The sequence below is a fragment of the Variovorax sp. PMC12 genome, assembly GCF_003019815.1.
Taxonomy (GTDB): Bacteria; Pseudomonadota; Gammaproteobacteria; order Burkholderiales; family Burkholderiaceae_C; genus Variovorax.
On sequence record NZ_CP027773.1, the window covers coordinates 4,838,584 to 4,861,456 of the forward strand.

At 69.0% G+C, this 22,873-nt stretch carries 19 protein-coding genes; 15 read left to right on the forward strand and 4 right to left on the reverse strand.

The annotated features are described in order from the left end of the window. Window positions 1-55 precede the first annotated feature (55 nt). The 7 genes from C4F17_RS22540 (at window position 56) to C4F17_RS33180 (ending at window position 5,173) form a co-directional block, all read left to right on the forward strand. On the forward strand, window positions 56-976 hold the full coding sequence (locus tag C4F17_RS22540) for a hydroxymethylglutaryl-CoA lyase (RefSeq protein WP_106936725.1): 921 nt from the start codon (window positions 56-58) through the stop codon (window positions 974-976). Between the two features lie 3 nt (window positions 977-979). Continuing rightward, on the forward strand, window positions 980-1,621 hold the full coding sequence (rhtB, locus tag C4F17_RS22545) for a homoserine/homoserine lactone efflux protein (RefSeq protein WP_081269661.1): 642 nt from the start codon (window positions 980-982) through the stop codon (window positions 1,619-1,621). Between the two features lie 14 nt (window positions 1,622-1,635). Further along, on the forward strand, window positions 1,636-2,124 hold the full coding sequence (locus tag C4F17_RS22550; protein WP_081269662.1) for a YbaK/EbsC family protein: 489 nt from the start codon (window positions 1,636-1,638) through the stop codon (window positions 2,122-2,124). After that, window positions 2,121-2,378 (forward strand): DUF1289 domain-containing protein, encoded by a 258-nt coding sequence (locus tag C4F17_RS22555; protein WP_081269663.1) that lies wholly within the window; start codon window positions 2,121-2,123, stop codon window positions 2,376-2,378. The genes C4F17_RS22550 and C4F17_RS22555 overlap by 4 nt, the downstream gene beginning before the upstream one ends. Continuing rightward, the gene (locus tag C4F17_RS22560) at window positions 2,375-3,022 is read left to right on the forward strand and encodes a 2-hydroxychromene-2-carboxylate isomerase (RefSeq protein ID WP_106936726.1); all 648 of its coding nucleotides are present in this window, start codon (window positions 2,375-2,377) and stop codon (window positions 3,020-3,022) included. Before C4F17_RS22555 ends, C4F17_RS22560 begins: the two co-directional genes overlap by 4 nt. Before the next feature lie 182 nt (window positions 3,023-3,204). Continuing rightward, window positions 3,205-4,899 carry an MFS transporter gene (locus C4F17_RS22565; protein WP_106936727.1) on the forward strand — a complete coding sequence of 565 codons (1,695 nt, stop codon included), beginning with the start codon at window positions 3,205-3,207 and terminating at the stop codon, window positions 4,897-4,899. Between the two features lie 124 nt (window positions 4,900-5,023). Next, window positions 5,024-5,173 (forward strand): hypothetical protein, encoded by a 150-nt coding sequence (locus C4F17_RS33180; RefSeq protein WP_199851880.1) that lies wholly within the window; start codon window positions 5,024-5,026, stop codon window positions 5,171-5,173. 18 nt (window positions 5,174-5,191) lie between these two features. On the opposite strand, the gene C4F17_RS22570 is transcribed toward C4F17_RS33180, so the two are convergent. Beyond that, complete coding sequence (locus tag C4F17_RS22570) at window positions 5,192-6,304, reverse strand: ABC transporter substrate-binding protein (protein ID WP_106936728.1); 1,113 nt, start codon at window positions 6,302-6,304, stop codon at window positions 5,192-5,194. 187 nt (window positions 6,305-6,491) lie between these two features. On the opposite strand from C4F17_RS22570, the gene uvrA reads away from it, so the two are divergent. Beyond that, a complete protein-coding gene (uvrA, locus tag C4F17_RS22575; RefSeq protein ID WP_106936729.1) occupies window positions 6,492-12,344 on the forward strand; it encodes an excinuclease ABC subunit UvrA in 5,853 nt (1,950 codons plus the stop codon). A gap of 10 nt (window positions 12,345-12,354) precedes the next feature. Here the strand turns inward: uvrA and C4F17_RS22580 are convergent, their stop codons facing one another. Continuing rightward, window positions 12,355-13,314 (reverse strand): LysR family transcriptional regulator, encoded by a 960-nt coding sequence (locus C4F17_RS22580; RefSeq protein WP_106936730.1) that lies wholly within the window; start codon window positions 13,312-13,314, stop codon window positions 12,355-12,357. 112 nt (window positions 13,315-13,426) lie between these two features. Here C4F17_RS22580 and C4F17_RS22585 point away from each other — a divergent pair, with 112 nt between their 5' ends. The 5 genes from C4F17_RS22585 to C4F17_RS22605 all read left to right on the forward strand — a co-directional run bounded on the left by C4F17_RS22585 (window position 13,427) and on the right by C4F17_RS22605 (window position 19,028). Continuing rightward, the gene (locus tag C4F17_RS22585) at window positions 13,427-14,413 is read left to right on the forward strand and encodes a Bug family tripartite tricarboxylate transporter substrate binding protein (protein WP_106936731.1); all 987 of its coding nucleotides are present in this window, start codon (window positions 13,427-13,429) and stop codon (window positions 14,411-14,413) included. An 11-nt stretch (window positions 14,414-14,424) separates the two neighbouring features. After that, window positions 14,425-15,633: an amidohydrolase gene (locus C4F17_RS22590; RefSeq protein WP_106937663.1), complete on the forward strand. Its 1,209-nt coding sequence runs from the start codon at window positions 14,425-14,427 to the stop codon at window positions 15,631-15,633. Window positions 15,634-15,776: 143 nt separating this feature from the next. Next, window positions 15,777-16,826, forward strand: coding sequence for an ornithine cyclodeaminase (locus C4F17_RS22595; protein WP_106936732.1), 1,050 nt, complete (start codon window positions 15,777-15,779; stop codon window positions 16,824-16,826). Between the two features lie 40 nt (window positions 16,827-16,866). Beyond that, a complete protein-coding gene (locus C4F17_RS22600) occupies window positions 16,867-17,907 on the forward strand; it encodes a histone deacetylase family protein (protein WP_106936733.1) in 1,041 nt (346 codons plus the stop codon). A 140-nt stretch (window positions 17,908-18,047) separates the two neighbouring features. Further along, a complete protein-coding gene (locus C4F17_RS22605; RefSeq protein WP_106936734.1) occupies window positions 18,048-19,028 on the forward strand; it encodes a Bug family tripartite tricarboxylate transporter substrate binding protein in 981 nt (326 codons plus the stop codon). On the opposite strand, the gene C4F17_RS22610 is transcribed toward C4F17_RS22605, so the two are convergent. Continuing rightward, a complete protein-coding gene (locus C4F17_RS22610) occupies window positions 19,015-19,584 on the reverse strand; it encodes a TetR/AcrR family transcriptional regulator (protein WP_106936735.1) in 570 nt (189 codons plus the stop codon). The genes C4F17_RS22605 and C4F17_RS22610 overlap by 14 nt on opposite strands. 88 nt (window positions 19,585-19,672) lie before the next feature. Between C4F17_RS22610 and C4F17_RS22615 the strand changes: the two genes are divergently transcribed. Then, window positions 19,673-20,923, forward strand: coding sequence for an MFS transporter (locus C4F17_RS22615; RefSeq protein ID WP_106936736.1), 1,251 nt, complete (start codon window positions 19,673-19,675; stop codon window positions 20,921-20,923). A gap of 13 nt (window positions 20,924-20,936) precedes the next feature. Here the strand turns inward: C4F17_RS22615 and C4F17_RS22620 are convergent, their stop codons facing one another. Next, complete coding sequence (locus C4F17_RS22620; RefSeq protein WP_106936737.1) at window positions 20,937-21,770, reverse strand: HAD-IIB family hydrolase; 834 nt, start codon at window positions 21,768-21,770, stop codon at window positions 20,937-20,939. Window positions 21,771-21,877: 107 nt separating this feature from the next. Between C4F17_RS22620 and C4F17_RS22625 the strand changes: the two genes are divergently transcribed. Further along, a complete protein-coding gene (locus tag C4F17_RS22625; protein ID WP_106936738.1) occupies window positions 21,878-22,873 on the forward strand; it encodes an ABC transporter ATP-binding protein in 996 nt (331 codons plus the stop codon).

A 22,873-nucleotide genomic window follows, 5' to 3' on the forward strand; every position in this document is an offset into this window, starting at 1 on the left:
GGTGTCGGACAATCGCAGGCGGTCTTCCATCCTCCCGCGATACAAGAGACATCCCATGAAACTCCCCGCCCAAGTCAAGATCATCGACGTCGGCCCGCGCGACGGCCTGCAGAACGAAAAGCAGCCGGTCTCGGCCGAAGTGAAGATCGGCCTCGTGCACCGCCTGCAGGACGCGGGCCTGAAGGAGATCGAGGTCACCAGCTTCGTGTCGCCCAAGTGGGTGCCGCAGATGGCCGACAACGCCGAGGTGATGCACGGCATCCGCCGCCAGCCCGGCGTGCGCTACTCGGTGCTCACGCCGAACATGAAGGGCTTCGAGGCCGCCATCGCCGCGCCGCGCGAAGAATGGCCCGACGAGATCGTGGTGTTCGGCGCCGCCAGCGAAGCCTTCAGCCAGAAGAACATCAACTGCTCGATCGCCGAGAGCATCGAGCGCTTCGCGCCCGTGGTGGCCGCGGCGCTCGACAAGGGCATCCGCGTGCGCGGCGCCATGTCGTGCACCGTGGGCTGCCCCTATGAGGGCGAGATCGCGCCGGCCAAGGTCGGCCATCTCGCGCAGCTCATGAAGGGCATCGGCGTGCAGCGCGTGGACGTGGCCGACACCATCGGCGTGGGCACGCCGCGCAAGGTGCAGGCGGCCATGGAAGCCACGCTGGCGCACTTCGATGTCGACGCCGTTTCAGGGCACTTCCACGACACCTACGGGCAGGCGCTGGTCAATACGCTGGCGGCGCTCGAGCTGGGCGTGTGGAACTTCCAGTCGTCCTCGGCCGGGCTGGGCGGCTGCCCCTACGCCAAGGGCGCGACGGGCAACGTGGCGACGGAAGACGTGGTCTACATGCTGCACGGCATGGGCATCGAGACCGGCATCGACCTCGACCGGCTGATCGACGCGGGCTTGTACATCAGCGAGGCACTGGGCCGCGAGCCGAACTCGCGCGCGTCCAAGGCCATCCGCACCAAGCGGGCGGGTTGAAGCATGGACCTGAATGTCTGGCTCGCATTCCTGGTGGCGAGTTGCGTCATCGCGGTGTCGCCCGGTTCGGGCGCCGTGCTCAGCATGAGCCACGGCCTCAGCTACGGCGTGCGGCGCACCACCGCGACCATCGTCGGCCTGCAGCTGGGGCTGGCGGTGATCCTGCTGGTGGCCGGCCTCGGCGTGGGCGCGGTGCTCACCGCCTCGGCCACCGCGTTCACGGTGATCAAGGTGGTTGGCGCGTGCTACCTGCTGTGGCTGGGCTGGCGCCAGTGGCGCGCGCCCGTGGCGCCGGCGGCGAGTGCAGAAGGCGGCGAGGCCGCGCGCGAGCCCGACCTCACGGCGCCGCAGCGCGTGCTGCGCGGCTTTCTCACCAACGTGACCAACCCCAAGGGCATCGTCTTCATGGCCGCGGTGCTGCCGCAGTTCATCCAGCCGACGCGCCCGCTGTGGCTGCAGCTGCTGGTGCTGCTGGCCACGACGGTGATGGTCGACGTGACCGTGATGCACGGCTACGCCTGGCTGGCCGCGCGGCTGCAGGGCGTGCTGCGCAGCGTGCGTGCCCGGCGCGCGCAGAACCGCGTCTTCGGCGGCGTGCTCATGAGCATGGGCGCCTTCCTGTTCCTCTTCAAGCGAAGCGCCTGATAGATTCGAATCCCATGTGCGGCTCCGAACTCCACTCCCTCCCCGAAGGCGTCCAGCGCGTTTCCCGCGTGCTGCAGGACGCCGGCCATCCCCATTCGCCACGCATGCTCGATGACGCCTGCCGCACCGCGCAGCAGGCGGCCGACGCGCTCGGCATTTCCGTCGGGCAGATCGCCAAGAGCATCATCTTCCGCCGCAAGAGCGACGAGGCGGCGGTGCTGGTCATCACCTCCGGCGACAAGCGCGTGGACGAGAAGAAGGTCGATGCGCTGATCGGCAAGACCGGCCGCGCCGACGCCGACTTCGTGAAGGCGCGCACCGGCTTCACCATCGGCGGCGTGTCGCCCGTGGGCCACCTGACCAAGCCCGTGGTGCTGATCGACCGCGAGCTGTTCCGCTTCGAGGAAATCTGGGCCGCGGCCGGCCACCCGCATGCGGTGTTCCAGCTGCGCCCGCAAGACCTCGAGAAGCTCACCGGCGCGCCGGTGGCGGACGTGGTGTGAATTTCGGCGAGGCGCAGACGCTGGCCGAGCGCGCCGTGGCCGTGCAGGCCATGGCCGAAGACGTGCCCTCGCCTTGCTCGTCGGTGTGCCGCATGGACCGCCTGAGCGGCTTCTGCGAAGGCTGCCTGCGCACCATTCCCGAAATCGCGGGGTGGAGCAAGATGGAAGACGAGACGCGGCGCCATGTGTGGCGCGCGATAGAGTTGCGGGCGCTCGCCGGCATCTGGCGCGCCCCAGGAGACCACGCCGCATGAAGCACATCGACTTCTATCTCGACTTCATCTCGCCCTACGCGCACCTTGCGTTCGAGCACCTGCCGGAGGCGCTCGAAGGGCTGAGCTACAGCGTGGCCTACAAGCCGGTGCTGCTGGGCGCGCTGCTCAAGCAGCACGGCCAGCTCGGCCCGGCGGAGATTCCGTCCAAGCGCAGCTGGACCTACCGCCACGTGCTCTGGCTGGGCCACGCGCACGGCATCCCGATCGAGATGCCCGCCTCGCATCCCTACAACCCGCTGGCGCACCTGCGGCTCGCGCTGTCGACCGGCGACGACGGCACCGTCAGCCGGCTCGTGGCGGAGACCGTCTTCCGCCATGTGTGGCGCGGCGGCGAGGAAGCGGGCGACCCGGCCCGCCTTGCCGCGCTCACCGCGCAGCTCGAGCCCCTGCGCGACGCGAACAGCGACGAGAGCAAGGCCCTGCTCAAGCGCAACACCGAAGAGGCGCTGCAGCTGGGCGTGTTCGGCACGCCGGCCTACGTGGTCGATGGGCGCCTGTTCTGGGGCTTCGACGGGCTCGCCATGCTGCGCGCCTACTTGAGCGGCGACACATGGTTCGACGGCCCGCAATGGACCGCCGCCGACCAGCGCCCGTCCCTGCTGCGCAGCGGCAAGCAGGGCTGAGGACAAACCCGAGCAAGGGTCCGATTTCTTACAAGCTGAAACGCACGGCGCGGGTTTCACCCTAATCCGTAAGCGTCGATTCAGTTTCGCGAAAGCCTCGGGTCAGTCGCGCCTCCAAGAATGCCCCACGGTCCCCGGAATCGGTGGAACCGCATGGACGCATACACACAGGAGACGACCAAATGGCAGCCACACTAGATTCGCGGGGAGTGCCGCATCCGGCCCCCCGGCCCATGTCAGCGGAGGAGAAGAAGGTCATCTTCGCCTCGTCGCTCGGCACCGTGTTCGAGTGGTACGACTTCTATCTCTACGGCTCGCTGGCCGCGATCATCGCCAAGCAGTTCTTCAGCGGCCTCGATGCGGGCGCGGCCTTCATCTTCGCGCTGCTGGCGTTCGCGGCCGGCTTCCTGGTGCGTCCGTTCGGCGCCATCGTGTTCGGCCGCCTGGGCGACATGATCGGGCGCAAGTACACCTTCCTTGTCACGATCCTGATCATGGGCCTGTCGACCTTCATCGTCGGCCTGCTGCCCAGCTACGCGACCATCGGCGTCGCGGCGCCGGTGATCCTGATCGCGCTGCGCATGCTGCAGGGCCTGGCGCTCGGCGGCGAGTACGGCGGTGCCGCCACCTACGTGGCCGAGCACTCGCCGCACGGCAAGCGCGGCGCCTACACCTCGTGGATCCAGACGACGGCCACGCTCGGCCTGTTCCTGAGCCTGCTGGTGATCCTGGGCGTGCGAGAAGGCCTGGGCGAAGCGGTGTTCAACGACTGGGGCTGGCGCATTCCGTTCCTGGTGTCGATCCTGCTGCTGGGCATCTCGGTGTGGATCCGCCTGACGCTGTCGGAGTCGCCCGCCTTCCAGAAGATGAAGGCCGAGGGCAAGACCTCGAAGGCGCCGCTGGCCGAGTCCTTCGGCCAGTGGAAGAACCTGAAGATCGTGATCCTGGCGCTGGTGGGCCTGACGGCCGGCCAGGCGGTGGTCTGGTATTCGGGCCAGTTCTACGCGCTGTTCTTCCTGACGGCACAGCTGAAGGTCGACGCGACCACGGCCAACCTGATGATCGCCGCGGCACTGCTGCTGGGCACGCCCTTCTTCGTGATCTTCGGTACGCTGTCCGACAAGATCGGCCGCAAGCCGATCATCATGGCCGGCTGCCTGCTGGCCGTGGTCACCTACTTCCCGGTCTTCAAGATGCTGACCGAAGCCGCCAACCCCGACCTGGCCCGCGCACAGGCCACCGCCGGCGTGACGGTGACGGCCGACCCGGCGACCTGCTCGTTCCAGGGCAACCCGGTGGCCCGCGAGATCGACTTCAAGAGCTCGTGCGACATCGCCAAGCGCTACCTGGTGCAGAACTCGGTGAGCTATGAGAACGTGGCCGGCGCGCCGGGCTCCAAGGCCGTGGTGAAGATCGGCGACAAGACCGTCGAGGCGCCCATCGGCAACGTGGTGAACCTCAAGTTCGACGAGAACTCCGCCAAGGAAATCGCCGCCTTCAAGAAGGGCGTGGCCGAAGACCTGAAGATCGCGGGCTACCCGTCCAAGGCCGACCCCGCGAAGATGAACAAGGTGCTGACGGTGCTGCTGCTGTTCTGGCTGGTGCTGCTGGTGACGATGGTCTACGGCCCGATCGCCGCGATGCTGGTCGAGATGTTCCCCACGCGCATCCGCTACACCTCGATGAGCCTGCCGTACCACATCGGCAACGGCTGGTTCGGCGGCCTGCTGCCGACCACCGCGTTCGCCATCGTGGCTTCCACCGGCAACATGTACAACGGCCTCTGGTACCCGATCATCATCGCGGGCATCACGCTGGTGATCGGCACGCTGTTCATCCGCGAGACCAAGGACGTGGACATCTACGCCAACGACTGATTCCGCCGCAAGCAGGAGGGCGCAACGCCCTCCGTTCAACAAAGAGGCTTCATGCCACCCCGCATGAAGCCTTTTTCTTGAGCCCTTTCCCTTCATCCCCCCAGTTTTTCAGGAGACCAGACCCATGTGGAAGATCGTCGTCGGCTTCATCGCTTTTGCCGCACTTGCCCTGTTCGTGATTTCCAAGGCCGGCGACAAGGTCGACATGTCTGGCGAAAAGCACGGCGGCGACACGACCACGCACGAAGCCGCGCCGGCCGCCGCGCCGAAGTAGGTTCGCGGAGCTGGCTGGCTAGCGCTTGAAGCGGCCGTCGCTGATGATCGACAGGTCGGCGAAGTCGATGCCGCTGTGGTCCTGCGGCGAGTAGCTCACCTCCAGCCCGCCGCCCAGGTCGAAGCCCCTGATGCTTTCCAGCGCGGCCGTCACCTTGGCGCGCGTGGGCTTGGGGCCGGCGCGGCGCAGCGCCTCCACCAGCACCTTGGCCGACGCGAAGCCTTCCAGCGCGGCGGGCGACAGCTCCGCCTGGCCCTTGGCCTGCGCCAGCGTCAGCGCTTCCTTCACCATCGGCTGGCCCAGCGAGCGTTCGTTAGGGAACACCTGCGTCACGATCACGCCCTTGCTCGCATCGCCCAGTTGCTTGATGAAGCCCGACGACGCGTTGTTCGACAGCGTGACCACCTGCGCCGCCGAGCCGGCCGCGCGCAGCGCCTTGATGCCGTCCACCACGGCCACGCCCGAGCCGATCCACACCACGGCCTGCGCGTTGGCCTCCTTGATGGCCGGCACGATGGCCTTGTAGTCGGGCTTGTCGCGGTCCGCGGGAATGGTCGCGGTGGGCTTGGCCCCGCCCTTGGCGAAGCCTGCCATCGCGCCTTCCAGCGCGTCCTGCCCGAACGAGTCGGTCACGTACACCACCGCAATGCGCGTGAGGCCGATGGTCAGCAGGTGCTGCACCGCCTTTTCCGCCTCGCGCTGGTAGGTGGCGCGCACGTTGAACACATGCTTCTGCAGCGGCTTGTGCAGCACCATCGCGCCGGTCGAGGGGCCGATGAGCGCCACGTCGTACTTGTCGAGCCAGGGGATGATGGCCTGCGAATGCGGCGTGCCCCGGCTCATGAACAGCGCCAGCACTTTCCTGTCCTCGATCAGCGCGCGGGCGTTGTCGCCGGCGCGCTTCACGTCGAAGCCGTCGTCCATGCGCAACACCTCGATCTTCTCGCCGTGGATGCCGCCCTGCGCGTTGACCGCGTCGATCACCAGTTGCGCCCCGCCGATGGTCTCGTTCACGCTCGCGGCCACCGAGCCTGTCATGCCTGCGGTCTGGCCGATCAGTAGCTGGGCCGAGGCGCCGACGGCGCTGAAAGCCAGAAGGGCTGCGGCGCAAAGCGTGCGCGTCTTCGTCATGGAAACCTTTCGGAACAGGGCTGGGAAGCAGTGTGTGAATTGGCGTAAACAAACGTCGTATTTGTTTCCAGAAGTGTCTCGAACTCCATTCGGACAAACCCCTGCGCGGACACAGACCTTGTGACCCACCACGCAAGCCCGTCATGGACCACTCCCTAGAATGTTTGCCCCACCCCTCAAGGCATTCATGACACAGGGCTCCATCCGGATTCGCGGCGCGCGCCAGCACAATCTCCAGAACCTCGACCTCGACATCCGCACCGGCGAGATGACCGTGGTCACCGGGCCCAGCGGCTCGGGCAAGTCGAGCCTCGTGTTCGACACCCTCTATGCCGAAGGACAGCGGCGCTACGTGGAGACCTTCTCCGCCTACGCGCGCCAGTTCCTGGACCGCATGGACAAGCCGGCCGTCGACAAGGTGGAGGGCGTGCCGCCCGCCATCGCCATCGACCAGACCAACCCGGTGCGCTCCTCGCGTTCCACGGTCGGCACCATGACCGAGCTGAACGACCACCTGAAGCTGTTGTTCGCGCGCGCGGCCGACCTGTTCGACCGCGAGACCGCGCTGCCGGTGCGGCACGACTCGCCCGACAGCATCTATGCGCAGATCGTCGAGCGCGCGGCCGCCGCCGGCGACCCGCGCCTGGTCGTCACCTTCCCGGTCGAGCTTCCCGCGAGCACCACGGCGGAGGAAGTCACGCAGTGGCTGTCGGCCAGCGGCTTCACGCGCGTGCAGGCCGAGCGCGAAGTGGCCACGCCCACCGGCCCGCGCAAGGTGCTGGACGTGGTGGCGGACCGCTTCCGCGCCTCGAGCGCCGAGCGTTCGCGCGTGGTGGAGGCCATCGAGGTCGCGCTCAAGCGCGGCAGCGGGCGCGTCACCGTGCATGCCACGGGAGCCGAGGAAAACGCTGCAACCGATGTGTGGAAATTTTCGACCGGCCTGCACTGCCCCGAGAGCGACATCCGCTACGCCGACCCGATCCCGTCGATGTTCTCGTTCAACTCGGCCGTGGGCGCCTGCGACACCTGCCGCGGCTTCGGCCGCGTGATCGGCGTCGACCTGGGCCTGGTGATTCCGAACGACAAGCTCACGCTGCGCGCGGGCGCCATCAAGACCATCCAGACGCCCGCTTGGAAAGAAGCGCAGGACGACCTCATGCGCCACGCCGAGACGGCGGGCATTCCGCGCGACACGCCATGGAACAAGCTCACCGACGAGCAGAAGCACTGGGTGATCGAGGGCACGCCCAACTACAAGGAAGGCAACTGGAACAAGCAGTGGTACGGCGTGCGCCGCTTCTTCGCCTACCTGGAGAGCAAGGCCTACAAGATGCACATCCGCGTGCTCTTGTCCAAGTACCGCAGCTACACGCAGTGCCCGACCTGCAGCGGCGCACGGCTGAAGCTCGACAGCCTGATCTGGCGCATCGGCAGCAAGGAAGACGCCGACGCGGTGCTGCCGCCCGGGAAGCGCTTCATGCCGACCGGCGCGAAGTGGACGCGCGCGCAGCTGGAGGCGCTGCCGGGGCTGTGCCTGCATGACCTGATGCTGTTGCCCATCGAGAGGCTGCGCAGGTTCTTCGACCGCATGGGCAACGGCATGGCTTCCTCCCCCGCTGGGGGAGGGCAGGGGTGGGGGCACGGGGCCTCCGCAAAGGCCGTGGCCGTGGTGGAGGCCGAGAGCCCCCATCCCGACCTTCCCCCGGCGGGGGAAGGAGCAAGACAGGGCGAGGCGCAGGCGCTGAAGCTGCTGTTCGAAGAAATCACCACCCGCCTGCGCTACCTGCACGACGTCGGCATCGGCTACCTCACGCTGGACCGCCAGAGCCGCACGCTGAGCGGCGGCGAGGTGCAGCGCATCAACCTCACCACCGCGCTCGGCACTTCGCTGGTCAACACGCTGTTCGTGCTCGACGAGCCCAGCATCGGCCTGCATCCGCGCGACATGAACCGCATCACCGAAGCCATGCTGCGCCTGCGCGACGCGGGCAACACGCTGGTGGTGGTCGAGCATGACCCGGCCGTGATGCTGGCCGCCGACCGCGTGATCGACATGGGCCCCGGCCCCGGCGCGCGCGGCGGGCAGATCGTGTTCGACGGCACCACCGACCAGCTGCGCGACGCCGACACGCTCACGGGCCAGTACCTGGGCGGTCGCAAGAAGATCGGCATGGGCTTCAAGCGGCTGGTGAGCGAGAACACGCACCGGCTCATCCTCGAAGGCGTGCGCGAGCACAACCTGAAGGACGTGACGGTCGAGTTCCCGCTGGCGCGGCTGGTGTGCGTCACCGGCGTCAGCGGCTCGGGCAAGTCCACGCTCATACAGGACGTGCTGGCGCCCGCGCTCATGCGCCACTTCGGCAAGGCCACGGAAACGCCCGGCGCGCACGACCGCATGCTCGGTGCCGACCACCTCGGCGACGTGGTGTTCGTCGACCAGTCGCCCATCGGCAAGACCGCGCGTTCCAACCCCGCGAGCTACGTGGGCGCGTGGGACGCCATCCGCGAAATCTTCGCGACGGCGGCGCTGTCGCGCCAGCGCGGCTACACCGCGAGCAAGTTCAGCTTCAACTCCGGCGACGGGCGCTGCCCGACCTGCGGCGGCTCGGGCTTCGAGCACGTCGAGATGCAGTTCCTGTCCGACGTGTACCTGCGCTGCCCCGACTGCGACGGCAAGCGCTACCGCCCCGAGATCCTCGAAGTGCGCGTGGAGCGCAAGGGCAGGAGCTACAACGTGGCCGACGTGCTCGACCTCACCGTGGCGGAAGCGGCGGCGGTGTTCGAGGCCGACCGCGACGTGCTGCGCGTGCTGCAACCCATCTCCGACGTGGGCCTGGACTACGTCAAGCTGGGCCAGCCCGTGCCCACGCTTTCCGGCGGCGAGGCGCAGCGCCTGAAGCTCGCCGGCTTCCTGGCCGAGGCCGCGAAGAACGCGACCGCCAGCAAGCAGTCGGTGGCGCGCAAGGGCACGCTGTTCCTGTTCGACGAGCCGACCACCGGCCTGCACTTCGACGACATCGCGCGGCTGATGCGCGCGCTGCGCAAGCTGCTGGACGCGGGGCATTCGCTGATCGTGATCGAGCACAACCTCGACGTGATCCGCGCGAGCGACTGGCTCATCGACCTCGGCCCCGAAGGCGGCGAAGGCGGCGGCCAGGTGGTGGCCGAAGGCACGCCAGAGCAGCTGCGCGAGAACCGCGCCTCGCTCACCGGCGCCGCGCTGGCCGACTACGAGCTGGCCATCGGCCCCGATGCCTACAAGGTGGCCGAGCGCGCCGCGCGCCGCTACATCGCCAACGCGAAGACGGCGCCGGGCAGCAACGCCATCGAGATCGTCAACGCGCGCGAGCACAACCTGAAGAACCTGAGCGTGGACATTCCGCGCGGCAAGTTCAGCGTGGTGACCGGCGTGAGCGGCTCAGGCAAGTCGACGCTCGCGTTCGACATTCTCTTCAACGAAGGCCAGCGCCGGTACCTCGAGTCGCTCAACGCCTATGCGCGCAGCATCGTGCAGCCCGCCGGCCGGCCCGAGGTGGACGCGGTGTACGGCATTCCGCCGACCGTGGCCATCGAGCAGCGCCTGTCGCGCGGCGGCCGCAAGAGCACGGTGGGCACTACCACCGAGGTGTGGCACTTCCTGCGGCTGCTGTACGTCAAGCTGGGCATCCAGCACTGCATTCACGACGGCGCCGCCGTGCAGCCGCAGACGCCCGACAGCATCGCCGCGCAGCTGATGCGCAACTTCAAGGGCCAGCACATCGGCCTGCTCGCGCCGCTGGTGAGCAACCGCAAGGGCGTGTACACCGAGCTGGCCGACTGGGCGCGCCCGCGCGGCTTCACGCACCTGCGCGTGGACGGCGACTTCCTGCCGACCACCGGCTTCCCGCGCATCGACCGCTTCAAGGAACACAGCATCGAGCTGCCCGTGGCCAGCCTCGACGTGCTGCCGTCGAAGGAAACCGAGCTGCGCGAGGCGCTGACCAGGGCGCTCGAACACGGCAAGGGCGTGGTGCATGTGCTGAGCGAGCTCGACGGCCTGCGCGCAGCGATGATGGCGGGCGTGTCCGCCGCGGGCATCGGCCGCGTGAACGTGTTCTCCACGCTGCGCGCCTGCCCGGTGTGCAGCACCAGCTATGCCGAGCTCGATCCGCGCCTGTTCAGCTACAACAGCAAGCACGGCTGGTGCCCCGATTGCGTGGGCACCGGCGTCAAGCTCAGCAAGGACCAGCGCAAGGTGTTCGACGACTCCGTGCGCGACGACGACAACAAGGGCCGCGAGCAGACCTTCGCCGAACCCGAGGTCGAGGACCTGGCCGACGTGGTCTGCCCGACCTGCGAGGGCACGCGCCTGAACGCCACCGCCCGCGCCGTGGGCTTCGGCACCGCGGCCGACGGCACGGGCGGGATCGGCATCACCGAGCTTGCGCGCATGAGCGTGACCGAGGTGCGCCAATGGTTCGAAGGGCTGGCGCTCACGGGCCGCGAAGCCGAGATCGCGCGCGACCTGGTGCCCGAGATCAAGAGCCGGCTCGAGTTCCTCGAAGAAGTGGGCCTGGGCTACCTCACGCTCGACCGCGGCGCGCCCACGCTCTCCGGCGGCGAGGCGCAGCGCATCCGCCTGGCGGCGCAGCTGGGCAGCAACCTGCAGGGTGTGTGCTACGTGCTCGACGAGCCGACCATCGGCCTGCATGCGCGCGACAACCAGATCCTGCTGAACGCGCTGCACAAGCTGGGCGACAAGGGCAACACGCTGGTGGTGGTGGAGCACGACGAAGACACCATCCGCCGCGCCGACCACATCATCGACATCGGCCCGAGCGCGGGCAAGCGCGGCGGCCGTCTCGTGGCCGAAGGCTCGGTGGCCGACATCCAGAATGCCGGCGATTCGCAGACCGGCCGCTACCTGCGCGATGCCATCCGGCACCCGCTGCAGGCACGCCGCACGATTCCCTCGCCCGACCCGAAGGCCGAGGAGAGCGGCGATTGGCTCACCGTGCACGGCGCCGACCTGCACAACCTGCAGGACGTGACCGCCACGCTGCCGTTGCACCGCTTGGTGGTGGTCACCGGCGTCAGCGGCTCGGGCAAGTCGACGCTCGCGCGCGACGTGCTGCTGGCCAACGTGCAGGGCATCGTGGTGCAGCGCATGACGAAGGCGGGCCGCGACGCCGACGCCGCCGGCAAGCGCCCGGCATGGGCCGGCTGCAGGAAGGTCGACGGCTACGAGACCATCGACCGCGTGCTCGAGGTCGACCAGACGCCCATCGGCAAGACGCCGCGCAGCTGCCCGGCCACCTACATCGGCTTCTGGGACACCATCCGCAAGCTCTTTGCCGACACGCTCGAAGCCAAGGCGCGCGGCTACGGCCCGGCGCGCTTCAGCTTCAACACCGGCGAAGGCCGCTGCCCTGGCTGCGAGGGCGCGGGCGTGCGCACCATCGAGATGAGCTTCCTGCCCGACGTGAAAGTGCCCTGCGAGGTCTGCCACGGCGCGCGCTTCAACCCCGAGACGCTGGCCGTGAGCTGGCGCGGCAAGAGCATCGGCGACGTGCTGAAGATGGAAGTCGACGAGGCCGTCGAGTTCTTCGCGAGCATGCCCAACATCGCGCATCCGCTGCAGCTGCTGAAGGACGTGGGCCTGGGCTACCTCACGCTGGGGCAGCCCTCGCCCACGCTGTCGGGCGGGGAGGCGCAGCGCATCAAGCTGGTGACCGAACTCAGCAAGGTGCGCGACGACATCACCCGGCGCGGCCAGAAGCCGCCGCACACGCTGTACGTGCTCGACGAGCCGACCGTGGGCCTGCACATGGCCGACGTCGAGAAGCTGATCCACGTGCTGCACCGGCTGGTGAACGGCGGCCACAGCGTGGTGGTGATCGAGCACGACCTCGACCTGATCGCCGAGGCCGACTGGATCCTCGACCTGGGGCCGGAAGGCGGCAACGCGGGCGGGCGCATCGTCGCGGCGGCGCCGCCGGAAGAAGTGGTGCGCCTGGGTACCCACACCGGGGTGGCGCTGGCGCCTGTGCTGGCGCGCTGACCGCCGCCGCTCAGGCGGGGGCCTCCCAGCCGGCGGCCTCGCGCAATGCCTCCAGGCAGGCGGCCACCGCCGGCCTGTCGCTGTCCGAACCCTGCAGCACGCCCAGGCCCTCGAACTCGCCGCCGAGTTCGTAGGCTACTCGGGCGACCACGCCCCACTCCACGAAGGGCGCGATGATGCTGCGCGGCACCAGCGTCAGCACGCGGTGGTTGCGCAGCAACTCGAGCACCAGCGGCAGCGAGGTGCTGGAGATCGGGTGAAGCTGGGGCTTCGGTGCATCGGGCGTGTCGAACAGCGCATCGAAGACGCTGCGCACGCCGATGCCCCGGACAGGCTCCATCCAGCGCGCGGCGCGCAGATCGGCCAGCGTCGGCCGGGCATTGCGCACGAGCGGATGACGGCGACCCGCCACGATCCAGGGGGCGTCCGGCGCGAGCATCTCGAAGGTGCAGGGCGCGGGCAGTTCGGGCGGCCGGCGGCACAGCGCCATGTCGACGCGGCCCGACATCACGTCGGCCAGCAGTTGGTCGCCGGGCGCCTCCAGCACCTCGATGCGCAATGACGGGTGCCGCGTTGCAAACGCGGGCAGCACCCGGCACAGCAGGCCACCGACGCCGGCGGTGATCGCGCCCACGCGCAGCACGCCGCCGGCGCCTTCCGCCAGCGCATGCACCGTGTCAGCGGATGCGCGCAAGGCGCTCAGCGTGTTGCGCGCCATCGGCACCATGGCGTGGCCCGCGGGTGTGAGCCGCATGCCGCGCACGTGACGGTCGAACAGAGGGGTGCCGAGCAGGAACTCGATGTCGGCCAAGGCCTGCGTCGCCGCCGGCTGGCTGATACCTATTTGTTCGGCCGCGCGCCGCACGCTGCCCGAATCTGCGACCGACACCAGGAGCTGCAGGTGCCGCAAGCGTCCCTTCGTGACCAGCCGGGAATAGAGGACGGAGGAGGCTGGTGTCGCGGCGTGCATGCGGGCTCCGGGATATTGGATTTGCTTATACGAAGGGCCGCGAATTTATTGGATGCCGATCATGGGCGTCAACATAATCCGACAACTTTCGGCATACACGGATCACCAACCCATGAAACTCTCACGCCGCCGGTTTGCCGCCATCCCGGCTGCCCTGCTGGGCCAGCTCGCGCTTCCGGCCGCGGCGCAGGACAGCTATCCCCAGCGCCCGGTCAAGCTGATCGTGCCGTTTGCGCCCGGCGGCTCCACCGACATCGTGGCCCGCCTGGTGGCGGACAAGATGCAGTCCACGCTGGGCCAGCCGGTGGTCGTGGACAACCGGGCGGGCGGTGGCGGGATGATCGGCTCGGAAGCAGTGGCCCGCGCCGAAGCGGACGGCTACACCCTGGGCATCGGCACCGTGAGCACGCTGACGGTCAATCCGGTCATGCTGAAGGCCAACCGCGTCGATCCGCTGAAGGACCTCGCGCCGATCACCATGCTGGCGACCGTGCCCACGGTCCTCATGGTGCATCCTTCGTTCCCGGGGCGCAGTTTCGAGCAGGTGGTGGCCGAGGTGCGCGCCAGGCCCGACATCTACAACATCGGCTCGTCGGGCCCCGGTTCCATCAGCCACCTGCTGATCGAGGCGATGAATGCCGACCTCAAGTTCAGGCTGCGCCACGTCCCGTACCGCGGAATGGGGCCGGCCATGACGGCCGCGCTGGCGGGCGAGACCCAGGTGTCGATCGACCAGTACCCCTCGTCGGCCCCGCATATCAAGAGCGGCAAGCTGTTGCCTTTCGCCGTGGGCGCCTCGAAGCGGCTGCAGGCGTTGCCTTCCGTGCCCACGCTCAAGGAACTCGGCCAGCCGGATCTCAACCAGCTCGCGATGACCTGGTTCGGCCTGGTGGCGCCGGCGAAGACGCCGGCCGCCATCCAGAAGAGGCTGCACGAGGCCGCGGTGGCCGCGTTGCGCGATCCGGCGCTGATCGCGCGCCTGAACGAGATGGACGCGGACCCGGTCGGCGGTTCTGCCGACGCCTTCCGCTCGCAGATCGAAAGCGGGCTGGCGCGCAACCGCCGCATCATGCAGGCTGCGGGCATCAGTCCCGAGTGAGCGACGGCACCATGAACGTATTCAGCACGCGGTTCTCGCTCGCCGGCATCGCCGAGACCATCGAATCGCAGTCGCAGCGCCAGCATGCCGAGGTCGTCGCATGGCGGCGCCACATGCACCGCCACCCCGAACTCTCGTTCAAGGAGGTGGATACCGCCAACTTCCTCGAACGCGAGCTCACTGCCATCAAGGGCCTGGAAGTGAGCCGTCCCACGCCGACCAGCCTGCTCGCGCGGCTGGCCGGCGGCAGGAAAGGCCGCACGCTGGCGATGCGCGCGGACGTCGATGCGCTGCCGCTGCAGGATCGCAAGCGCTGCGACTATGCCTCGACGAGGCCCGACGTCATGCACGCCTGCGGCCACGACGGCCACGCTGCGATGCTGCTCGGCGCGGCGCGCATCCTGGCCGGCCTGCGCGCGCAGGTGCCGGGCGAGGTGCGCTTCTTCTTCCAGCATGCCGAGGAACAGCATCCGGGCGGCGCCCAGCAGATGGTGGACGCGGGCGTGATGCGGGGCGTAGACCAGGTGATCTCGGCGCACGTCATGTCGACGCTGGACACCGGCAGCATCGCCGTGCTCGACGGCCCGGCGCTGGCCAGCTCCGACCGCTTCGTGCTGCGCCTGCGCGGGCGCGGCGGCCATGCGGCCAACCCCGACCGCTGCATCGATCCGATCATGATCGGCGCCCAGATCGTCGGCAACCTGCAGGCCGTGGTCTCGCGCAACGCCGATCCGCACGAGGCGCTGATCCTGTCGATCACCCGCTTCGAAGGCGGCAGCGCCTTCAACGTGATTCCGGACACGGTGGAGCTGTGGGGCTCGGTGCGCTGTTTCAGCGAGCATGTGCGCGAACTGGTACCGGCCCTGGTCGAACGCATCGCCAACGGTGTGGCGGGCGCGCACGGCGCCTCCTGCGACCTGGAATACGTCCGCGGCTACAGCCCGGTGGTCAACGACCCGGCCGTGGCCGAACGCATGCGCGAGGTGGTGCGCCAGGGCGTTTCCACGGCGGCGCTGCAGCCGATCCGGCCGCTGCCGAACAGCGAGGACTTCGGCGCCTTCCTGAAGCATGCGCCGGGCGCCTATGTGTTCATCGGTGCGCGCAGCGCGGCCAAGGGCATCGTGCATCCGCATCACCATCCGAATTTCGACTTCGATGAAGACGCGCTGCTGCACGGCGTGCAGCTGTTCGCCAACGCGCCGTTCCATCTGAACGCATAGGCCTTTCGGGGGCCTCGCCAAGGTCGTGGAAAGCGGCGCACAATGGCTTCAACCCTTGGCGCAGGCGCATCCTGAATCAGCCATGGTGGAGACCATGTGAAGGGGTGAAGCGCCGTGCCGCGGGCCACGCAAGGAGCCATGTCATGACCCGCTTCATCGATGTTCACAGCCTGGTCCGCCTGGTGGACGAGACCGGCGTTCCGCAATTCCTCGAGGCCCTGGCCGACGCATTGCGCGACGACTTCCTGCGGTGGCGCGAGTTCGACAAGAAGGCGCGCGTGGCCAGCCATTCGCACCTCGGCGTGATCGAGCTGATGCCGGTGGCCGACGACGGCGCCTATGCCTTCAAGTACGTCAACGGGCATCCCCACAACACGCAGGTCGGGCTGCCGACGGTCATGGCCTTCGGCGTGCTGGCCGAGGTCGACACGGGCTACCCCATGCTGCTGTCGGAACTCACGCTCACCACCGCGCTGCGCACGGCCGCCACCTCGGCAATGGCCGCGAAGGCGCTGGCGCGGCCCGACTCGCGCAGCCTCGCGCTGATCGGCAACGGCTCGCAGAGCGAGTTCCAGGCACTGGCCTTCCATGCGCTGCTGGGCATCGAGCAGGTGCGCGTGTTCGACACCGACCCGCACGCCACCGACAAGCTGGTGCGCCATCTCTCGGCCTGCACGCCGCTGGAGATCGTGCGTGCGCGCTCCGTGGCCGATGCCGTGCGCGGCGCCGACATCGTCACCACCGCCACCGCCTACCAGGGACGCGCGACCGTGCTCACGCCCGACATGATCGAGCCCGGCATGCACATCAACGCCGTGGGCGGCGACTCGCCCGGCAAGACCGAGCTGCACCCCGACGTGCTGCGGCTGGCGCGCGTGTTCGTCGAGTACGAGCCGCAGACCCGCGTGGAGGGCGAGATCCAGCAGCTGGCGGCCGACTTCCCGGTGCACGAGCTGTGGCGCGTGCTGCTGGGCGAAGTGCCCGGCCGCGAGAGTCCGGGGCAGGTGACGCTGTTCGATTCGGTCGGCTTCGCGCTGGAGGACTACACCGCGCTGCGCTACATCCAGCGCATTGCCACCGAGCGCGGCATCGGCCAGCAGATTGCGCTGGTGCCCGAGCTGGACGACCCGAAGGACCTGTTCGGCCTCACGGCCTCTGGCCGGCGCCGGGCGGTGCTGCGGCGTGCGGCATGATGGGCGGCTTCACCACCGCAGATGCCGCTCTTCTTCATCCATGCTCACCATCTACAACGACCAGCACGTTCTCCACCAGGGCAAAGTCGAGATGTTCCGCGGCGAACTCGTGCCGTGCTTCGAGGTGCCCGCACGCGTCGACCATGTGAAGCATGAACTGGATCGCCGCGGCCTCGGCCCGCTGCAGGCGCCCGATGCGTTCGACGAATCGCTGCTGGCCAGGGTGCATGCGCCGCGCTATTTGGACTTCATCGCGCATGCCTGGGACGAGTGGGTGGCGCTGGACCCGGCCAACGCGTCGCGCGATGCGCTGCCGTCGTACTGGCCCACGCGCGGCATGCGCACCGACGTGCTGCCCAAGAGCTTTCCGGCGCGCATGGGGCTGTTCTCGTTCGACTCCGGCACGCCGCTGATGGCCGGCAGTTGGGCGGCGGCGCGGCATGGCGCCGCCTGTGCGTGGACTGCGGCGCGGCGCGTCATCGGCGGCGAGCGCGCGGCCTTTGCCCTCACGCGCCCGCCGGGCCACCATGCGGGCGCCGATTTCTTCGGCGGCTATTGCTTCATCAACAACGCCGCCGTCGCCGCGCAGGCGCTGCGCGATGCGGGCGTGGGGCGCGTGGCGGTGCTCGACGTGGACTACCACCACGGCAACGGCACGCAGGCCATCTTCTACGAGCGCGACGACGTGCACTTCGCCAGCCTGCATGGCGATCCGCTGACCGACTACCCGTACTACCTGGGCCATGCCGACGAGCGCGGCGCGGGCAGGGGCGAGGGCTTCAACCACAACCTGCCGCTGCCGCGGGGCACCGATTTCACGGCGTGGCGCGCGGCGCTGAAGGCCGCGCTCGGGCGCATCGCCGAAGTGAAGGCCGGCGCGCTCGTGGTCTCGCTCGGCGTCGACACCTTCGAGGGCGACCCCATCTCCGGCTTCAAGCTGAAGAGCGACGACTACCTGCGCATGGGCGAGGACCTGGCACGCGCCGGCCTGCCGACCGTGTTCGTGTTCGAGGGCGGCTATGCGGTGGCCGAGGTGGGCGTGAACGCGGTGAACGTGCTCGAAGGCTTCGGGCAGGCGTAGCCAGCCGGCTGGCTGACGCGCAGGCGACTCGGATCGCCCGATTCACCCCTCGCCAGGCGGGAAATCAGGGCAGTCCCGATTGCCTTCGCGCACCGGGCAAGGCCCAATCGGCGCTTTTCCAAGTCAGGATCCAGTCAGCCATGCTCCGCCGTTCATCATTCCTCTGTGCCGCTACGCTCGCCGCGTGCGGCCTCGTTTCTCCTCTGGCGGCTTTCGCACAGGGCTTTCCCACCAAGCCGGTCAAGCTGGTCATCGCCTTTCCGGCGGGCGGCCCGACCGACATCACCATGCGCCAGCTTGCCGACAACGCGAGCAAGATCCTCGGCCAGCCGGTGATCATCGACAACAAGCCCGGCGCCGGCGGCACGCTGCCCGCGCAGGCGCTGCAGACCGCGCAGCCCGACGGCTACACCGTCGCGCAGATCCCGCTGGGCGTGTTCCGCCTGGGCTACACCACCAAGATCAACTGGGACCCGCTGAAGGACATCACCTATGTGCTGAACGTCACCGGCTATGCCTTCGGCATCGTGGTGCCGGCCGACAGCCCCTTCAAGACCTGGGCCGACTTCGTCGCCTACGCCAAGGCCAACCCCGGCAAGCTCACCTACGGCTCCACCGGCACGCTGACCAGCCCGCACCTGACCACCGAAATCGTCGCGCAGAAGGCCGGCATCGAGCTGCAGCACGTGCCCTACAAGGGCAGCGCCGACCTGATGCTGGCGGTGGTCAGCGGCCAGCTGATGGCTGCCGCCGACAGCACGGGCTTCGCGCCGCAGGTGGAAGCCGGCAAGCTGCGCGTGCTCAACACCTGGGGCGAGAAGCGCCTGGCCAAGTTCCCCGACGCGCCTACGCTGAAGGAACTGGGCTACGACGTGGTGCAGAACTCGCCCTTCGGCATCGGCGCGCCCAAGGGCACGCCGTCCGAGGTGGTGAAGAAGCTGCACGACGCCTTCAAGCAGGCGATGGAAGAACCCAGCTACGTGGCGTCGCTGGGCCGCTACGACATGCTGCCGAACTACATGAGCTCGGCCACGTACACCAAGTTCGCGCAGGACACGGTGGTGCGGGAGAAGGCGGTGATCGAGAAGCTGGGGTTGGCGAAGGAAGTCAAGACGAACTGATCGCAAACAGCTCGTCCACCAGCCGCGCCGCCAGCTCCGGCTTCACCGGCTCACTCCCGAACACCAGCCTGAACACGATCGGCGCAATCAGGTGATCGATCACCTGCTGCGGCTCGGGCGCGCGCTCGCCGCGCGCATGCGCCTGCTCCACCAGCGTCAGCGCTTCCCTGCGGCGGTTGCGCAGGCAGTCGGTGTCCGAATCGCTGTTGGCCAGCGCGGCCGCGGCTTTCAGCAATGAGGTATTGCACGGCTTGGCCAGGTGCTCGATGAGTTCGCGCGCCCAGGCTTCCAGGTCCTGGCGCAGGGTGCCGGTGTCCGGCAGCGGGCGGTTCGGGTCCAGCCGATGGGTGGCCGTTTCGGCCAGCAGGCCCTGCAGGTCGCCCCAGCGGCGGTAGATGCTGGACGCGCTGACGCCCGCGCGCTCCGCCACGGCCGGCACGGTGACGCGCTCGCGGCCCTGCTCGGCCACCAGTTCTTCCAGCGCGGTACGCACCTGCGCCTGCACCTGCGCGCTGCGGCCGCCGGGACGCTTGTTGGGGAGGGTGACGTCGTTCATGTACGGACTTTAACGCAAAGATATTTGCTTTAGAAGATTCACAGGTCTAGAATCACAAAAGCAAAAAAAGTTGCATTAAGGATTCGACATGCCGTCCACCTGCCCCGAACTCGCAGCCGCCACCGCCGACATCGCCGCCCGCGCCAAGCCCCGGCGGCTACCTGCGAGCGTGGCGTTCCCGTTGCTGGCCGCCGTGCTGTTCGCCTTCTTCTTTGCGGCCGCGGCGCCATCGCCGCTGTTCGTGGTGTTCCAGCACGCCTGGCATTTCTCGTCGTCGTTGCTCACCGTGGCCTTCGCGATCTATGCCATCGCGCTGCTGATCTCGCTGCTGGTGGCGGGCTCGCTGTCCGACCACATCGGACGGCGGCCGGTGGTGCTCGGAGCGCTGGCGCTGCAGGCCGTGGCGATGGGGCTCTTCCTGCTGGCGCAGAGCATCGGCGGCCTGATCGTCGCGCGGGTGGTGCAGGGCGTGGCCACGGGCGTTGCGAGCGGCGCGCTGAGCGCGGCGGTGGTCGAGGCCGCACCGGCATCGCGCAAGCGGCTGGGCGCGCTGATCACCAGCGTGTCGCCGATGGCCGGCCTTGCGCTCGGCGCGCTGCTGACGGGCGTGGCGGTGAAGTTCTCGCTCCAGCCCGTGGCGCTGGTGTTCGGCGTGCTGGCAGCGGTGTTCGCGCTCGGCGCGGCAGTGGTGCTGTGGATGCCCGAGACGGTGACGCGCCGCCCCGGTGCCTGGGCCTCGCTGGTGCCGCGCGTGTCGATCCCGGCGCGCGCGCGCGCCGAGTTCGCGCGCGGCCTGCCGGTGTTCGTCGTGGTGTGGGCGCTCGGCGGGCTGTTTCTTTCGCTGGCGCCGTCGCTGATGCTGCATGTCTTCGACGTCGACAACGGCGTGGTCAACGGGCTCACGGTGGCGGTGCTGTCGGGTGTCGGCGCCATCGCGCCAACGCTGCTGGGCCGCCTTGCCGCGCCGCGGCCCGCCATCGTCGGCATGGCCAGCATCGCGGCTGGGCTGGTGCTGCTGCTCGCGTCGCTGGCCACGGGCTCGCTCGCTCTGTTCTTCGTCGGCACCGCCGTGGCGGGCGTGGGCTTCGGCGGCGCGTTCTCGGCGCTGGTGCAGGCGCTGGCGCCGCTGGCGCAGCCGCATGAGCGCGGCGAACTGTTCGCGGCCATCTTCGTGGTGAGCTATCTCGCGTTCAGCCTGCCGGCGATGCTGGCGGGCTTTCTCGTCAAGCCGCTCGGCCTGCTGGCGACGGTGGAAGGCTATGCCGCCGTGCTGCTGCTGATTGCCGCCTTCGGCGCATGGAATTACTGGGCGGTGCTGCGGAAGGCGCCCGGCGCCTGAGCCCCGGCGTCGGCTATGCGCGGCGCGCGGCCAGCACGGCGCGCGCCGCCTCGGCAAACCCCGTGCCGCGCTCTCCCTGCGTCACGTAGCGCGGCAGGTGCGCCAGCTGCGGCACGAAGCGCGCCACATTCGCCACCCCGATGCTGTGCGCGAAGGTGCGGAACATCAGCTGGTCGTTGGTGGAGTCGCCCACGTAGGCCCAGCGGTCCATCTCGTCGTCGAGCGTGCGGCTCCACAGCTCGCGCACGATCCAGCGCGCGCCTTCGAGCTTGTCGTTGTCGCCGTACCAGCCGTTGATGTGGATGCTGCTCACGGTGGCGTGCATGCCTTCGCCGCGCATCAGCGCCACCACCCGCGCCACGGTGGCGTCGTCGAGCTGGACGAACTCGCTGTGGTCGATGGCGATGTCGGTCTCGCGGCCCGGCGAGTCGGTGGCGCGCGCGGCGCCGGGTATCTCGCGCTCGATGCGCGCCAGCACGGCCTGCATCCGCGCGAAGTTGGCGGCGCGCGTGGCTGCGTCCTGCTGGTAGCGCTTCTCGACTTCGCCGCCCGCGGCCGGCAGCAGCGCCACCGCGCCGTTCTCGGCCACGATGGCATCCACCGGCCAGGCATTGACGAAGGGCAGGCTCCAGCCCACCGGCCGGCCCGTGATGGCAACCACCGCGAGGCCCGCGGCCTTGAGGTCGGCCAGCGCCTCAAGGGCGTCCGGCGTGATCGCGCCCTCGCTGGTCAGCGTGTCGTCGATGTCCGTGAACACGCCCGTCAGCGCGCCGCGCGCGGATGCCTCCCAACGTGTCAGAGGCATCAGGTGGTTCGGCAAAACGGGCAGTGAAGACGGCGCTGGCATGGCGTGCAGGAGGGGGCAGATGAGGATGAGAGGAGGCGTGATCGTAGCGGCGCTTTTCGTGTAGCATCCCGCCCCCGCCGCGCATCGAGCCCGGTGCGGCGCCCTTCATGCCCCACATCCTCGTCGACAACCTCCTCAAGACCTACCGCATCTCCGAGCGCGACCCCGGCGTGATGGGCGCGCTGCGCGGGCTCGTGCACCGCCGCCATCGCACGGTGGAGGCGTTGTCGGGCGTGTCGTTCTCGCTCGAGCGCGGCGAGCTGCTGGGCTTCATCGGGCCCAACGGCGCGGGCAAGTCGACCACCATCAAGATCCTTGCGGGCATCCTGCGGGCCGACGGCGGGCGCGTGGAGATCGACGGGCGCGACCCCTTCGCCGACCGCGAGCGGCACGTGGGGCGCATCGGCGTGGTCTTCGGCCAGCGCACGCAACTGTGGTGGGACCTGCCGGTGGGCGACGGCTTCGACCTGCTGCGCGACATCTACCGGGTCGACCCCGTGCGCTACCGCCGCACGCGCGACGAGCTGGTCGCGCTGCTGCACCTGGAGCGCGTGCTCGACCAGCCGGTGCGGCAGCTGTCGCTCGGCCAGCGCATGCGCGCGGAAATCGCGGCGGCGTTGCTGCACGAACCCGACATCCTGTTCCTCGACGAACCGACCATCGGGCTCGACGCGCCGTCGAAGCTGGCGGTGCGCGACTTCGTGCGCCGCGCCAACCGGGAGCGCGGCACCACCGTGCTGCTGACCACGCACGACATGCACGACATCGAGGCGCTGGCGCAGCGCGTGATCATCATCGGCCACGGCCGCGTGCTGGCCGACAGTCCGGTGGAAGCGCTGCGCGCGCAGGTGATGGCCGAGCGCCGGCTGGTGGTCGACTTTGCGCAGGACGCGGCGCTGCCCGCGCAGGTGGAAGGCGCCAGGGTGCATTCGCGCGACGGCCAGACGCTGGTGCTGGACTTCGACCCGGCGGTGACGACGGCGCCCGCGCTGATCGCCCGCATCGCGGCCGTGCATGCGGTGGAAGACATCCGCCTGGAGGGCCTGGCCATCGAGGCCGTCATCGCACGCTTCTACGCGATGCACGGAGCGGCCGAAGCGTGA

Bases quoted from the DNA above. Each gene is read 5' to 3' on its own strand.
- C4F17_RS33180 (WP_199851880.1), top strand. From the start codon at position 5,024: ATGTGGAAGATCGTCGTCGGCTTCATCGCTTTTGCCGCACTTGCCCTG.
- C4F17_RS22625 (WP_106936738.1), top strand. From the start codon at position 21,878: ATGCCCCACATCCTCGTCGACAACCTCCTCAAGACCTACCGCATCTCC.
- C4F17_RS22595 (WP_106936732.1), top strand. From the start codon at position 15,777: ATGACCCGCTTCATCGATGTTCACAGCCTGGTCCGCCTGGTGGACGAG.
- C4F17_RS22540 (WP_106936725.1), top strand. From the start codon at position 56: ATGAAACTCCCCGCCCAAGTCAAGATCATCGACGTCGGCCCGCGCGAC.
- C4F17_RS22550 (WP_081269662.1), top strand. From the start codon at position 1,636: ATGTGCGGCTCCGAACTCCACTCCCTCCCCGAAGGCGTCCAGCGCGTT.
- C4F17_RS22610 (WP_106936735.1), bottom strand. From the start codon at position 19,584: ATGAACGACGTCACCCTCCCCAACAAGCGTCCCGGCGGCCGCAGCGCG.
- C4F17_RS22620 (WP_106936737.1), bottom strand. From the start codon at position 21,770: ATGCCAGCGCCGTCTTCACTGCCCGTTTTGCCGAACCACCTGATGCCT.
- rhtB (WP_081269661.1), top strand. From the start codon at position 980: ATGGACCTGAATGTCTGGCTCGCATTCCTGGTGGCGAGTTGCGTCATC.
- C4F17_RS22600 (WP_106936733.1), top strand. From the start codon at position 16,867: ATGCTCACCATCTACAACGACCAGCACGTTCTCCACCAGGGCAAAGTC.
- uvrA (WP_106936729.1), top strand. From the start codon at position 6,492: ATGACACAGGGCTCCATCCGGATTCGCGGCGCGCGCCAGCACAATCTC.
- C4F17_RS22585 (WP_106936731.1), top strand. From the start codon at position 13,427: ATGAAACTCTCACGCCGCCGGTTTGCCGCCATCCCGGCTGCCCTGCTG.
- C4F17_RS22570 (WP_106936728.1), bottom strand. From the start codon at position 6,304: ATGACGAAGACGCGCACGCTTTGCGCCGCAGCCCTTCTGGCTTTCAGC.
- C4F17_RS22580 (WP_106936730.1), bottom strand. From the start codon at position 13,314: ATGCACGCCGCGACACCAGCCTCCTCCGTCCTCTATTCCCGGCTGGTC.
- C4F17_RS22560 (WP_106936726.1), top strand. From the start codon at position 2,375: ATGAAGCACATCGACTTCTATCTCGACTTCATCTCGCCCTACGCGCAC.
- C4F17_RS22615 (WP_106936736.1), top strand. From the start codon at position 19,673: ATGCCGTCCACCTGCCCCGAACTCGCAGCCGCCACCGCCGACATCGCC.
- C4F17_RS22565 (WP_106936727.1), top strand. From the start codon at position 3,205: ATGGCAGCCACACTAGATTCGCGGGGAGTGCCGCATCCGGCCCCCCGG.
- C4F17_RS22590 (WP_106937663.1), top strand. From the start codon at position 14,425: ATGAACGTATTCAGCACGCGGTTCTCGCTCGCCGGCATCGCCGAGACC.
- C4F17_RS22605 (WP_106936734.1), top strand. From the start codon at position 18,048: ATGCTCCGCCGTTCATCATTCCTCTGTGCCGCTACGCTCGCCGCGTGC.